The sequence below is a fragment of the Pseudoalteromonas sp. MB41 genome (assembly GCF_020966275.1).
In the GTDB taxonomy this organism is placed as follows: domain Bacteria; phylum Pseudomonadota; class Gammaproteobacteria; order Enterobacterales; family Alteromonadaceae; genus Pseudoalteromonas; species Pseudoalteromonas lipolytica.
On sequence record NZ_JAJJZF010000003.1, the window covers coordinates 141,778 to 155,699 of the forward strand.

The 13,922-nt window shown below is 43.1% G+C and carries 14 protein-coding genes; 4 read left to right on the plus strand and 10 right to left on the minus strand.

The features are described 5' to 3' along the window. Positions 1 to 16: 16 nt before the first annotated feature. Complete coding sequence (locus LPA49_RS05905) at positions 17 to 730, minus strand: YggS family pyridoxal phosphate-dependent enzyme (RefSeq protein ID WP_065979691.1); 714 nt, start codon at positions 728 to 730, stop codon at positions 17 to 19. Positions 731 to 732: 2 nt separating this feature from the next. Here LPA49_RS05905 and LPA49_RS05910 point away from each other — a divergent pair, with 2 nt between their 5' ends. From LPA49_RS05910 to LPA49_RS05920, 3 genes are read left to right on the plus strand one after another with little or no spacing between them, the layout of a single operon-like run. Then, positions 733 to 1,773 carry a type IV pilus twitching motility protein PilT gene (locus LPA49_RS05910; protein ID WP_036966081.1) on the plus strand — a complete coding sequence of 347 codons (1,041 nt, stop codon included), beginning with the start codon at positions 733 to 735 and terminating at the stop codon, positions 1,771 to 1,773. Between the two features lie 14 nt (positions 1,774 to 1,787). Next, a complete protein-coding gene (locus LPA49_RS05915) occupies positions 1,788 to 2,921 on the plus strand; it encodes a PilT/PilU family type 4a pilus ATPase (RefSeq protein ID WP_036966084.1) in 1,134 nt (377 codons plus the stop codon). Between the two features lie 5 nt (positions 2,922 to 2,926). Then, positions 2,927 to 3,793 carry a hypothetical protein gene (locus LPA49_RS05920; RefSeq protein ID WP_230235942.1) on the plus strand — a complete coding sequence of 289 codons (867 nt, stop codon included), beginning with the start codon at positions 2,927 to 2,929 and terminating at the stop codon, positions 3,791 to 3,793. On the opposite strand, the gene ruvX is transcribed toward LPA49_RS05920, so the two are convergent. From ruvX to LPA49_RS05950, 6 genes are all read right to left on the minus strand, one after another. Beyond that, complete coding sequence (gene ruvX / locus LPA49_RS05925) at positions 3,790 to 4,239, minus strand: Holliday junction resolvase RuvX (RefSeq protein WP_075594029.1); 450 nt, start codon at positions 4,237 to 4,239, stop codon at positions 3,790 to 3,792. The genes LPA49_RS05920 and ruvX overlap by 4 nt on opposite strands. A gap of 27 nt (positions 4,240 to 4,266) precedes the next feature. Then, a complete protein-coding gene (locus tag LPA49_RS05930; protein WP_036966093.1) occupies positions 4,267 to 4,824 on the minus strand; it encodes a YqgE/AlgH family protein in 558 nt (185 codons plus the stop codon). 25 nt (positions 4,825 to 4,849) lie between these two features. After that, complete coding sequence (gshB, locus tag LPA49_RS05935; protein ID WP_075594030.1) at positions 4,850 to 5,803, minus strand: glutathione synthase; 954 nt, start codon at positions 5,801 to 5,803, stop codon at positions 4,850 to 4,852. A 69-nt stretch (positions 5,804 to 5,872) separates the two neighbouring features. Further along, the gene (gene rsmE / locus LPA49_RS05940) at positions 5,873 to 6,607 is read right to left on the minus strand and encodes a 16S rRNA (uracil(1498)-N(3))-methyltransferase (protein ID WP_036966098.1); all 735 of its coding nucleotides are present in this window, start codon (positions 6,605 to 6,607) and stop codon (positions 5,873 to 5,875) included. A gap of 59 nt (positions 6,608 to 6,666) precedes the next feature. Continuing rightward, the gene (locus LPA49_RS05945) at positions 6,667 to 7,131 is read right to left on the minus strand and encodes a hypothetical protein (protein ID WP_036966101.1); all 465 of its coding nucleotides are present in this window, start codon (positions 7,129 to 7,131) and stop codon (positions 6,667 to 6,669) included. A gap of 28 nt (positions 7,132 to 7,159) precedes the next feature. Continuing rightward, positions 7,160 to 8,053, minus strand: coding sequence for a hypothetical protein (locus LPA49_RS05950; protein WP_036966104.1), 894 nt, complete (start codon positions 8,051 to 8,053; stop codon positions 7,160 to 7,162). A 73-nt stretch (positions 8,054 to 8,126) separates the two neighbouring features. On the opposite strand from LPA49_RS05950, the gene glnE reads away from it, so the two are divergent. After that, positions 8,127 to 10,919, plus strand: coding sequence for a bifunctional [glutamate--ammonia ligase]-adenylyl-L-tyrosine phosphorylase/[glutamate--ammonia-ligase] adenylyltransferase (gene glnE, locus LPA49_RS05955; RefSeq protein WP_180311074.1), 2,793 nt, complete (start codon positions 8,127 to 8,129; stop codon positions 10,917 to 10,919). On the opposite strand, the gene LPA49_RS05960 is transcribed toward glnE, so the two are convergent. The 3 genes from LPA49_RS05960 to tolC form a co-directional block, all read right to left on the minus strand. After that, positions 10,908 to 11,483 (minus strand): TcpQ domain-containing protein, encoded by a 576-nt coding sequence (locus LPA49_RS05960; RefSeq protein WP_180311073.1) that lies wholly within the window; start codon positions 11,481 to 11,483, stop codon positions 10,908 to 10,910. The genes glnE and LPA49_RS05960 overlap by 12 nt on opposite strands. 59 nt (positions 11,484 to 11,542) lie before the next feature. Then, positions 11,543 to 12,469 (minus strand): LpxL/LpxP family Kdo(2)-lipid IV(A) lauroyl/palmitoleoyl acyltransferase, encoded by a 927-nt coding sequence (gene lpxL, locus LPA49_RS05965; RefSeq protein WP_180311072.1) that lies wholly within the window; start codon positions 12,467 to 12,469, stop codon positions 11,543 to 11,545. A 107-nt stretch (positions 12,470 to 12,576) separates the two neighbouring features. Then, positions 12,577 to 13,917 carry an outer membrane channel protein TolC gene (gene tolC / locus LPA49_RS05970; RefSeq protein ID WP_036966116.1) on the minus strand — a complete coding sequence of 447 codons (1,341 nt, stop codon included), beginning with the start codon at positions 13,915 to 13,917 and terminating at the stop codon, positions 12,577 to 12,579. Between the last annotated feature and the right edge of the window lie 5 nt (positions 13,918 to 13,922).

Here is a 13,922-nt window from a genome sequence, read left to right on the forward strand (position 1 = left end):
TGTCTGTTATCACCTTTTAATTTCGTTGGCCAAATATATCCGTGCCAATGCGTACCATGGTTGAACCAGCTGCAATTGCTGCTTCAACATCGTTACTCATACCCATCGACAAGGTGTCTACTTGGGGATATTGGGCCTTTAGTTTATCAAAGCAAGCGCTTAATTGCTCAAAATATTGTAATTGTTGCTGTGCATCGTCGGTTTTGGCTGGGATAGCCATCACGCCACGCAAACATAAATTATCGCAGCCACTAATAAATTCTGCCAGTGACATTAGCTCATCAGGGTGGCAGCCTGACTTAGCCTCTTCTAAACTGATATTAACTTGGATTAATACGTTCAGTGGTGTTTTGTCTTTTGGTCTTTGCTCGCTAAGACGTTTGGCTATTTTTGTACGGTCGACACTTTGTACCCAGTCAAAATGTGTGGCCACTTGGGCGCTTTTATTGGACTGAATGGGGCCAATAAAGTGCCAAACTATGTCTGTTAAGTGGGCAAGTTCAGTGACTTTTGTCACGGCTTCTTGCACGTAAGACTCACCAAATTGGCGTTGGCCGTGCTGGTAGGCAGCCACAATATCTTCGACTGGTTTAGTCTTTGAAACTGCTAACAAGCTAATAGCGTGTTCATCGCGTTGATTATTTTTTGCAGCTAGGGCAATTCTTGCGTAGGCGGATTTGAGTCGTTCTGCTATTGTAACCATATAATTATCAGTTGGTTGTGGAGTCATAAATGGATATTACCGAATTATTGGCCTTTAGTGTGCAACACAAAGCCTCGGATTTACACTTATCATCGGGTGTGTCACCTATGATACGCGTTGATGGCGATGTGCGTCGTATAAATATTCCAGCATTAGAACAAAAAGATGTAAATAGTCTGGTTTACGATATTATGAACGATAATCAGCGTAAGGACTATGAACAAAACCTAGAAGTGGATTTTTCATTTGAAGTCCCTAATCTTGCGCGTTTTCGTGTTAATGCATTTAATTCAAACCGTGGTCCTGCGGCGGTATTCCGTACTATCCCCAGCGAAGTATTAACGCTTGATGATTTAGGTGCGCCAGATATTTTTAAAACCATTTCCGATAACCCGCGTGGTTTAGTGTTGGTTACTGGGCCTACGGGTTCGGGTAAATCAACTACCTTAGCGGCAATGGTTGATTACATTAATCAAACTAAGCATCATCATATTCTCACGATTGAAGATCCTATCGAATTTGTTCACGATAACAAACTGAGTCTGATTAACCAACGTGAAGTGCACCGTGATACTCACAGTTTCTCGAATGCGCTGCGCAGTGCGTTGCGTGAAGACCCAGATGTTATCTTGGTTGGTGAGCTACGTGACTTAGAAACTATCCGTCTTGCTATGACCGCGGCCGAAACGGGTCACTTGGTTTTTGGCACCTTGCATACGACCTCGGCACCAAAAACAATCGACCGTATTATTGACGTTTTCCCAGGTGAAGAAAAAGACATGGTGCGCTCAATGTTGTCTGAATCATTACGGGCTGTTATCTCGCAAACACTGCTTAAAAAAGTAGGGGGCGGGCGAGTGGCTGCACATGAAATCATGATTGGTGTGCCTGCAATACGAAACCTGATCCGTGAAGATAAAATTGCGCAGATGTACTCATCGATTCAAACGGGAGCATCTCATGGTATGCAAACCATGGATCAATGTTTAGCAAATCTAGTGAACTATGGGATTGTTACAAACGCGGATGCGCGCGCGAAGGCGCAAGATAAAACCCAATTTGGTGGCTAACGGAGAAAGTTGACATGTCTTTACCTTTAAATCATTACTTAAAAGTGATGATTACTAAAAACGGCTCTGACTTATTTGTTTCAAGTGAGCTGCCAGTAAGTGCGAAAATTAATGGTGAACTCATCCCGTTAAGTGACGAGAAACTTTCTGATGAAAGCGCACTTGCTATGGTTGAGTCAGCGATGAACGAGAAGCAGCGCAAAGAGTTTCACGACACCAAAGAGTGTAACTTTGCGATTGCTAACGATGAAGGCCGTTTCCGTGTTTCGGCATTTTGGCAGCGCGATCGGGCTGGCATGGTTATTCGTCGAATCGTGACCACCATCCCTGATGTTACTGATTTAGGCTTACCCTCTATTCTTACCGATGTGATCATGGCGAAACGGGGTTTAGTTCTGTTTGTAGGTGGCACGGGAACGGGTAAGTCAACCTCGCTTGCGGCACTGCTAGGTTATCGTAATCGAAACCAGCGCGGGCACATTTTAACTATTGAAGACCCGATTGAATTTGTCCATGAACATCGTAAAAGTATCATTACTCAACGTGAAGTGGGCCTTGATACCGAGAGTTTCGAATCGGCGTTGAAAAGCTCACTGCGTCAGGCGCCAGATGTCATTTTGATTGGTGAGATTCGCTCGCAAGAAACCATGGAGTACGCATTAAGCTTTGCTGAAACAGGGCATTTATGTGTGGCAACACTGCATGCTAATAATGCTAACCAAGCCATTGACCGTATCATGCATTTAGTGCCAAAAGAAAAGCACGATAAGCTTAAGTATGACTTAGCACTTAACTTACGTGCCATCGTCGCGCAGCAATTAGTGCCGACCTCTGATGGGGAAGGGCGCGTTGCTGCCATTGAAATTTTACTTAATTCTCCTATGGTTGCGGAGCTTATTAAGCGCGGCGATATTGGCTCAATAAAAGAGACCATGGCAAAATCGAAAGAAATGGGAATGCAGACCTTCGACCAAGCTTTGTTCGAACTTTACAAGCAACATCGCATCAATTATGCCGATGCCTTGCATCATGCTGATTCACCAAACGACTTACGCTTGATGATTAAGCTGCAAAATAATGAACAAAAGGGCGCTGGATTCTTACAGGGCGTCACCATTGATGGCCTTGATGGTAAGAGTGAGGACTGATGTTGTTGCGAATAAATTTAATCGCTGTGTTATTGCTGTTGAGTTGTGCGCTGCCCGCGCACAGTATTGATGCAAATGAAGTGGTTATATTTATTCGCGATGATGTGTTTGATGATTACAGCCGGTTTTTAAAAGGGCGAGAGCCTATTGAAGTAAAAGACTTTAGCGGCGCGTATATTCGTCGTGATGTGGTTGATATGATCATTGCCCAGCAAGCTTTGATATTGGGGGGATTTACCAAGCCTTTTCGATATCACAAAGGCAATATCAATTACCGAAACACCAAACTGTTAGAAAATGGTAAGTTGCTTATTAGTTTTGACAGTGTGTGGTCACTCGATGCAAATAAGTTGACACGGGATGTGTATGTGTCAGCCCCGGTGATCCGCGAAGGGGAGTATTTTGCGGGGGTATATACTTCGCCTCGTAATGAAAAAGTATTTAAGATAAACCAGCTGTCTGACTTTTCTCAGTTAACGGCGGTTTCTACACCACGCTGGCAAACCGATTGGCAGACACTGTCTGCGTTACCGCTAAAAGAATTACTGCGCGAAGATGAGTGGCTGAGCCAAGTCCGAATGGTATCAATGCAATGGGTTGATTTTGTGATGATGCCCTTAATGCCAAGTTTAAATAATCGCTATATTCTGGAAGATATTAACCTTGTCGCGGTGCCTGATGTGCTACTGCAGCTAAATGATAGTCGTCATTTTATTATTTCGAAGAAACACCCCGATGGCAAAGCAGCGTATACGGCTTTGCAAAAAGGCTTGCAGCAATTACGCGAGGCGGGTGCAATAGAAAAAGCCTACCGCGAGGCAGGCTTTATTCCTGATTTAACACACTATACGGTTATTAATAAACAACCTTAGTCGCCATAAAACTGTTCAAAGAAACTTTCAAGAATAATCACCGCAGACATATTATCCACGTTACCCTTACCTAGATTTTTGTAACCGCCTTGTTCAAATAAGCGCGCTTTGGCATCTGCCGTGGTGAGTCTTTCATCCTGGGTTTCAACCGGAATCGCAAAGTGATTGTGTAGTCGGTTTGCAAACTTTTTGGCTTTGAATGTGACATCTTGCGTGGTGCCATCCATATTGAGTGGCAAGCCAACAACCATCAAATCAGGTTGCCACTCATCGACCTGTTTTTTAATAAGTTGCCAGTCTGGGATGCCGTCTTTTGCTTTCACTGCTTGTAAGCTAGAGGCTGTCCCTGTTAACTCTTGACCTATGGCGATACCAATGCTTTTGGTACCAAAGTCAAAGCCCATTACAGTGCGTTCACCGATGGGCTTAAAAGTGCGTTTTGTCATAGTTGCCGTTTAATTAGTGCGTTTAGGTTAAGCGTGACCGGCTTCAGAGCTTAGTTGACTGACATCAAAACCCAGCATAGAAACCGCTTTTTCCCAGCGTTTTTCTACGGGGGTATTAAAAATAATCTCAGGGTCAGCTTTAATGATTAGCCACGCATTTTCAAGTAGTTCTTGTTCAAGTTGTCCTTGATCCCACCCGGCATAACCTAAGGTGATAATAAACTGCTCGGGTGCTTGCGCTGTGGTGAGAGTTGCGAGCACATCTTTTGAGGTGGTGATCATAATATCACTACTGAGCTTTTGACTCGCCGTGTAGCCCGGCTTAGGCGAGTGCAGTACAAAGCCGCGATCCGTTTTCACGGGGCCGCCGGCGAACACTGCGCGGCCTGCGGCTTGTTGCGTCTTGTCGTTATCAATCTCGATTTTATCGAGTAACTCACCCACCGTGATATTGATAGGCTGGTTAATCACCAAGCCCATCGCACCATCTTGATTATGCTCACAAATATAAGTAACAGCACGCTTGAAAAAAGGGTCTTGCATGCTTGGCATCGCGATTAAGAAATGGTTCTCTAATGACTGCATAGGTCGCCCCTTTTGTTAGGTTTAATTAAGTATGGCTCAGTTTTCTCTCAATGGCATCAAATAAGTGACCAGTAATTGAAATGTCGTAAGCGGCTTCAATTTCTTTGACACAGGTTGGTGCCGTCACATTGATTTCTGTTAGGCGGTCGCCAATAATATCTAAACCAACAAAAATAAGCCCTTTCGCTTTTAGTGTCGGTGCGACAGCTTCAGCAATTTTACGGTCTGAATCACTAATAGGACGTGCTTCGCCACGCCCGCCAGCCGCAAGATTGCCGCGCGTTTCGCCATTTTGAGGAATGCGAGCAAGGCAGTATGGCATGACTTCACCATCAACGACTAATACGCGTTTATCGCCTTGTTTTATTTCTGGAATATAGTTTTGTGCCATGGCAAAACGGCTACCATGTTCAGTCAACGTTTCGCAAATAACACCAATATTCGCGTCATCTTCTTTAACGCGGAAAATTGACGCTCCCCCCATACCGTCCAATGGCTTTAAGATAATGTCTTTATGCTCAGCTAAAAATGCACGAATATCGGCTTGGCTTCGTGTTACGAGCGTATCTGGAGTGTGCTCACTAAACCAAGCGGTGAACAGTTTTTCATTGGCATCACGTAAACTCTGTGGTTTGTTGATAACCAAAGTGCCTGCTTGTTCTGCACGCTCTAAAATATAAGTTGCGTAAATATATTCGGTATCGAAAGGAGGATCTTTACGCATTAAAATTACGTCTAAATCAGCAAGGGCAATGGAGGCTTTTTCTTCAAGCTCATACCAATGATTTACATCATCAAATACACGGGCTTTTGCTGCTGTGGCATAGCCTTGACCTTGGCGCAGTGACAGGTCGTCCATTTCCATGTAGTAAAGTTCGTAACCGCGTTTTTGTGCTTCTATCATCATTGCGAAGCCAGTGTCTTTTTTAATATTAAAGCCACTAATAGGATCAGAGATTATGCCTAACTTAATTGCCATGTTTTTGCCTTTCAATGGTATTGCCATACTGTGGTTAGTGATCTTGATATATGGGTGTTTTTACGATTTTCAATTCGCTAAATCACCAAACTGTAATTGCAATGCACTCAGTACCGTTAATGCCGCGGTTTCGGTGCGCAGTACACGTGGGCCTAAACGAATATCAACGAACGCTTGTTGTTTCGCAATCTCAAGCTCTTCATCGGTAAATCCTCCTTCAGGGCCCACTAAGAACCGCACGCCTGACGAAGGAACTTGAATGGTCTTAATGCTGTGCTCTGCACGTGGGTGCAAGGTTAACTTTATGGCATCGCTGCTTTGTTCTAACCACTCTTTGATATCAATTGGAGGGTGCACCACAGGGACAAAATTTCGTCCAGACTGCTCAGCAGCTGCGATGGCTATTTTTTGCCATTGTTGGTGTTTTTTAGCTAAACGTTCACCGCTGAGTTTGACACCACATCGTTGACTAAAAATAGGAGTGATTTCAGTGATCCCCAGCTCCACTGATTTTTGAATAGTAAAGTCCATTTTGTCACCTCGTGAAACCCCCTGACCTAGGTGGATTTTAAGTGGAGACTCTACGTCATGATCAATAAACTCGAGTGGTTGTACAACGACGTTCTTTTTACTTACTTCAATGATTTCACTGAGGTATTCGCCACCTTCACCATTAAATATTGACACCTGCTCACCGACTTTCATACGAAGTACGCGACCAATATGGCCAGCAGCATCTTCATCAAGGGTGACGGGGTTATCTAATGTGATAACAGAAGGTTGATAAATATGAGGAACTCGCATGGGCTGTCACTTATAAAATAATTTAGCGATATGGTAAGTAAGCAGCGGCTTAGGTGCAATTATTTATTTAAATCTTCGCTTAAAGTGAGGATTTCAGCGCGTGTTTCGGCAATATCTGTTTGGCAAGATAGGTGGTTAATATGTGCGGGATCAGGGCAGGGAATGAAATCAAAGCCTTGCTCGTCTTGGTTTACTAAAAAGCGTACTTTATGCAGTGAGTTATAAATAAATTTTTGCGCGTCGTCTGCTAATTGGTAATCGGTTTGATTAATTAAAACACCTTGAATGTTATGGTGTTCATGTAAATAGCTGGCAAGCTCAGAGACACTTATTTCATTACTAAAATCACAGTAGCAATAATCTTTGATGAGTTGTTCAAACATCAGTTTGACCATATGACGGCTATTCGCACCTGCTACTACAAGGGTAGACCCTTGTGCGTTGGCAAAGTAATGTTGCGTAAATGCGCGACTAAAGTCACTGTCTACATCAACAAGTAAGTAATTGTTTACTTTAAATGGCATGGTGCCTCACGATGTACGTACTTCCGTATCAAATTGAAAACATACTAATTAGTAAATAGCCTATCGCGCCGAAAACGGCAAACTCTATGCATGCAATACCTATGTTATCTTGGTGATCCACTTCTAATGATGTATCTATATTGGGTAGTGAAATATATTTAATTATGTAGCTTAGCACATATAACAATACCCACATCGCACCACAGTGAGACACTAAAGTAAATAAGTTTTCAACCATCTTACCACTAATAAATGAAGCACTGGCAAGACCAGCGTAACCCGCCAATGCAAGGCCAATAGACTTACCCGCATAGCGAATACCAATAGAGGTGTTTTCTAGATTAAAGTTACTTTGTAATGAGGCACCTTGATTTGCTTTAGCAAAGCGGTATTCACGAATTTTACTGTCCAGCGCAAACATCCCTTGTAATACAAAAAAGCTGACCGTTGCGATTAATAAACTACTGTATCCTTGAGTATGGCACCAGTTGTAAAGTCCTAAACTGATAATACAGTTTGCGATTAACATACCGGAGTCAACAAGCGCGGCACACACGTTTTGCTTGAGAATGGCGGCCTCTTCGTTAAAGCGATGTAGAATCCATTTGCGATGAATTAAGTGGCCGACTTTAATAAAGGCAAATAATAACGCGATTAAAATAACCACCTTGAGTGGGTTAGACTGGGCTGCACTTAAACTAATTTCATCAAAAATGTACGCGATAGTCGCGATCACTACTAAGATTTCACTGGCAAAGCTGATCCCCATTGCAAAGTTATCATGCTGGGCTAGTTCTTCCTTAAGCGCTTGTTTTGCTTTGATTTGCGTTAGGATGCGTAGGAGCACGATGGTGATGCAAATTACAGCGAAACTAATGGCAATCGCAAGTAAACTAGTGTTAGATAGTGATAAATATTGCATGCAGATCCCTGCTAAAAAGATTCTTTGATAATCATTCTAGTACGGTTACAGGTAAGTTAAAAGAGAGTATTTAATGAGTAATTTACACCCGCTTCCAGAAGCGCTTCAGCAGCTAGGTCAGACACGCTTTGCTGATTTGTATCCAGGCCAAGATGTTGAACCAAGTATTGTTAACTTATTGTCTTTAAGTGACTTTGCCTGGAGCTGCTTACAATCGCAACCAACATTAAAAGCGTGGTTGTTAGATACCGATGAACTTGCTAATCGCACCACAGAACCGCCCCTCAATAGCAATGAACTCTCAACCCTTGATGATGCGGCGGCAATGGCAAAATTGCGTGTATACCGAGAAAAATATTGGCTAAAAGTCGCCTATTTAGACTTATGTTGCCAAAACCCGATTGATGACAGCATTGCTTATATCTCCGAGCTTTCAGATCAACTTATCGACAGTGCGAATCAGTGGGCATTTGCACAAGTAGCAAACGTGAGTGGCACACCGCTGAACAGTGCTGGAGAGGCCATTCCTATGATGGTACTTGGCATGGGGAAATTAGGGGGCAAAGAGCTTAATTATTCGTCTGATATTGACTTGATTTTTTCATACCCGCGAGATGTCGCAACCCAAGGTGGACGTCGCTCTGTCGAAGCACAGGTCTTTTACACAAAGGTTGCCCAAAAGCTTATTATGGCGCTAAATCAAACCACCGTTAATGGCCAAGTTTTTCGTGTTGATATGCGTCTGCGCCCATTTGGCGAAAGTGGCCCTCTGGTCATGAGCTTTCAAGCACTTGAAGATTATTACCAAGAACAAGGGCGTGAATGGGAGCGTTACGCCATGCTTAAAGGGCGTTTAATTGGCGCTGAAAATGGTTACTGGAAAGAGTTTTATGAGCTACTAAGGCCCTTCGTATACCGACGTTATATCGATTTTTCGGTGATTGAATCTTTACGAAAAATGAAACAAATGATCGCACAAGAAGTACGCCGAAAACGTTTAACTAATAACATAAAACTTGGCGCAGGCGGAATTCGTGAGGTGGAATTTGTGGTGCAAGCACTGCAAATGGTTCGCGGCGGGCGCGAAGCTAACTTGCAAACTCAGTCGCTCTTATTAGCTTTGCAAGAGCTTGTTAATAATCAAGTGATTGAGAAAAAAGAAGCTGATTTACTTAAGCATAATTACTTAGCGCTTCGTCGTATTGAACAGTACTTACAAATTTTCGCAGACAAACAAACACAAACATTGCCAGATGACGCGCAAAATCAGCAGCGTTTATGCTACTTACTTAAGCAGCCCGATTTTGATAGCTGTCTTGTGGCTATTAATAAAATAATGGCCGACGTGCACGGTGAGTTTGAGCAGGTGATAGGCTTTGAAAGTGACAGTGCAGACCCATGTGAAAGTGAATTTATCAGTGCATGGGAAATGACCGACGTCAGTTTGATGTGCGAGCCTAATCTAGATTGGCAGACTGCGCTTGATGATTTTAAAGCACGCTTAACAAAAGCCAAAATAGGCACCCGTGGTCGTGATATTCTCGATAAACTCATGCCACTATTGCTTAAGCAACTTACGGTAACGAAAGCGAGTAGCGATGCCTTTACCATGATTTGCCAAGTGCTGAATAAAATTATCTCGCGAACGGCTTACCTAGAGCTTTTATATGAAAACCCAGGTGCACTTAATCAATTGGTTGCACTGTGTTGTCATAGTAAATGGATTGGCGAACATATTTCTCGTTATCCAATTTTGCTTGATGAATTAATTGATCCCCAGGTGCTTTACAAACCAACGCCGTTATCTGCTTACAAAGATGAAATTAGGCAGTATTTTCTACGCATTGAGCATGGCGATCTTGAGTTGCAAATGGAAGCTTTACGCCAGTTTAAGCAAACTCATCAATTGCGGATTGCCGCGGCCGATGCCACAGGTGTTCTTGATGTCATGAAAGTAAGCGATCACTTAACTGCGCTTGCAGAAGCGATTGTAGAGCAAGCGGTTAATATTGCATGGCATGCTTGTGTTGAGCGTTTTGGCCGACCAACAAATACCTCGGAGCAAGAAAAAGGATTTGCAGTCATTGCTTATGGAAAAACGGGGGGATTTGAAGTGGGCTACGACTCTGATCTCGATTTAGTGTTTGTTCACAACCACGATGGCAGCAGCTACACCGATGGCGACAAGTCGATTGATTCGCGTCAATTTTATTTAAAACTCGCTCAGCGATTAATGCACTTATTTAATACTCGTACAGCATCAGGCATATTGTATGAGCTGGATACGCGTCTGCGCCCTGAAGGGGCGTCGGGGTTACTCGCAATTAATCTTGAAAGCTACTACCACTACCAGCAAACGCAGGCATGGACATGGGAGCATCAAGCCCTTGTACGCTCGCGTATGATCTACGGTCAGGCATCGTTGAGTGAACGTTTTGCAGAAATTCGTCAAGATGTATTGTGCCAAGCGCGTGAAGCAGACAAATTACAAAAAGACGTGGTTGAAATGCGCGAAAAAATGCGTGCCCATCTTGCCAAGGGGACCGAAGAGTTATTTGATTTAAAGCAAGACCAAGGCGGTATAACCGATATTGAATTTATCACTCAATATGTTGTGCTCAAAAATGCGCATCAGCACCGTGCGCTGACATATTGGTCTGATAATGTGCGCATTTTGGCTGATGCCGCTCGTTTTGGGTGTATTTCAGAACGTATGCAGCGCGATTTAGTCGCTGCATACATTGAGTATCGCTCGCGTTATCATATGATGAGTTTAAATCAGCAAGGCCGTTGTGCCCCTCGTGCTGAGCTAACTCAGCACATAGCACTTGTAAAGCAGGTGTGGCAGCAAGTATTAGCTTTTTAAACGACGGCAGTTTTCACGTACATAAGCAGAGGGCAGTTCAGTGATCACCGCTGCTCTTTGCTTAAAGCAGAAAAATGTATACACCTCGTTTTCAAAGTCGTCGTTAATTGCCCTGCCTACTTGGTACAGGGCAGAGACAAAATTACTATCAACACGAAAGTGATCTTTAACAACGTAATCTTTGCTTAAATACCAATACAACACAATGTCTTCGTTACGTGCGTAATCGGACAACACATCCTTGAGGGTTGTGCCGTTTTCAAAGCGACGCGGTTGCACATCACCCGTCCAGTTAGGTGAAGAGGGCTCAACGACTTTTTCTCGTTCAAACAACGCCATATCAAGGCTTGTTTCAGGTGCGGGCAACTTGAGCACGTATTTATCACGCTCGTTGTCTTTACTGTTCACTTGATTTCTAAGGGCAGCGTAAAAACGGGATAGTCCCTGTGCTGCAGCATTCTGAGTATCCTTGATATCAAGAACTGGCCCGCTGCCAAATAAAAAATAAATCGCAGCAGCAATTAAAATTACAGCTAATGATAAATGCTTAACCCAAAACCACATTTCTAATTCTCTTGTTGTTTACTCGTTTAATAAAACCATACAAATTAAAAATTGTCACTCTACTTATAATAAGAAGGGGCATTCTCATCAGGGCGTGTTTTAAAACGGCGGTGTAACCACATGTATTGTTCGGGCGCTAAGTCGATTGCCTGTTCCATACGTTGGTTAACACGCGTCACATCTGTCAGGTTATCGCCAGATGGAAAATTTTCAAGAGCCGGCAGTACCGTTAAATGATAACGCCCTTGCTCATCTCTGCGACTGGTCAAGCTCACCGTTTCACAGTATTTACTGCTTGAAAAAAGTAATGTTCCCGTGGTGGTTGCTGCATCTTGAACAGCATAAAAGGGCGCAAACTCACAACGGTTACGGCCATAATCTTGATCAGGTAAGTAATAGCATACTTTTTTGTTTTTAAGCGCTTGTAGTAAGCCTTTTACATCGCGTTTGCCAATTAGGTATTCGTTAGAACGCAACCGCCCGTTGGTGGTGAAGTATTCCATCAATGGGTTATTGTGTGGGCGATAAAAGCCTATGCCTTGGTGCTTTATTCCCATGATTCGGCTGGCCATTTCTAAATGCAAAAAATGTGGAACCAGTAACAAAACTCCTTTACCCGATTGCTGCGCTTTTTCAAAGTGTTCAAGTCCTGTTACTGAACCAAACACTTTTTTAATTCGCCACTCTGGCCACCACCAAGCCATGCCTGTTTCCATCATGGCTATGCCGGTGTTTTCCATGTTTTTTAGTACCAACTCACGTTGCTCGTGTTCAGGCATATTAGGAAAACATAACCGAATATTTACTTCTGCAATATGGCGGCGGCGCTTCATAAAGCGATGCACTAAACGGCCGATGAGTTTGCCGAGAAATAATTGGAATTTATGTGGTAACCAAGAAATTAAATACAGAAAAAACACGCCAACCCAAGTAAGCCAATAACGAGGGCCTAAAAAAGACGCTTTAAAGGGAGATGAACTAACCACAAAAATTATCTCTAAAAATAAAAAAGCTAGTTTAACTGTAAGTGTTTAAAAATACAAAAAGCCAGCAATAGCTGGCTTATAGAATTGTCAAGAATGATAAGAAATACTTAGATTTCTTTTAATCCTTGATTAATCGCGACGAGGTCTTCACCTGTTAATGTACCCGCAGCTTGCTTCAAGCGTAATGTAGAAACAACATAACGGTAACGTACGTTGGCAAGGTTACTTTTCGCGTTATAAAGATTTTGCGTGCTGATCAGTACGTCAACAATGGTACGTGTACCAACTTCAAAACCTGCTTCAGTCGCTTTTAATGCACTTTCGGCTGACACAACCGCTTGTTGAAGTGCTTTGTATGTAGCGATATCTGAAACCACTTGGTTATAAGACGTAATAACAGAACGTGTAACTGCACGTAAACTTGCTTCTAAATCTTCGCTTGCTGCAACGTAGAATGCACGCGCTTGATCTGTCGCAGCTACGGTTGCTCCGCCAGAGTAAATTGGTACACTGAAATTAACGCCCACTCTGGCCGTATCTGTGCGTGGCTCATGTGAGTTTTTATTTAAATCCTCTAGGCCGTCACTGTACGATGCGTTGAGTGTCAGCTTAGGGTAGTGTCCTGCTTTTGCTAAGTCGATTTGATCTTTTGCAATATCGACAGTCACTTTTGACACTTGCAGATTTAAGTTTTTCTCTTCAGCGATTTTTATGTAATCAGTTGATTGTTTACTAGGTGCAACCGTTGAAAAAGTGTCCGTGTTCAACATGTCTAACTTAGCATGATATTTACCCGTGATTTCACGAAGTTGCTCACGCGCTGTTTCGACACTGTTCTTAGCAACAATTTCTTTTGCGACTGAGTTATCAAACTGAGCTTGGGCTTCATGAACGTCAGTTATCGCGGTTAAACCCACTGCATAGCGCTCTTTTGTTTGTTGAAGTTGGCGCTCAATGGCACGTTTCTCAGCTTGCACAAACTCTAAGTTATCAATCGCGCTCAATACATTGAAATAGCCTTCAGCCACACGCACGATAAGATCTTGTTTTGCAAAGTCGTATTGTGCAGATGCTTGTAAAGCCTGTTTATCAGCAATACCTAGGGTATTCCAAGCACCTAAATCAAATAATGTTTGGCTTAAGCTGATGCCACGGCTGAATACATCTGTATCGCGACTAAACTCAGCATAACCTGTCGCATCAGTGCCTTCGTATAAGGTTGAATCTGTTGATTCATAGCCAAGGCTAAGACCAATTTGCGGTAATAGTGCACTTAACGCGCGATCGCTCTCATAAGCTTGCGCATCTGCTTGGGCTTTTGCTTTAAGTACGGTAGGATCGTTTGCTGTTGCAATCTCGTAAACTTGAAGTAGGTCTTCAGCGTAACTTGCTGTTGCAGTCAATGCGCTTGAAAAACCGATAAGCGCAGCGAGTAGTGTTTTTTTCATTGTTC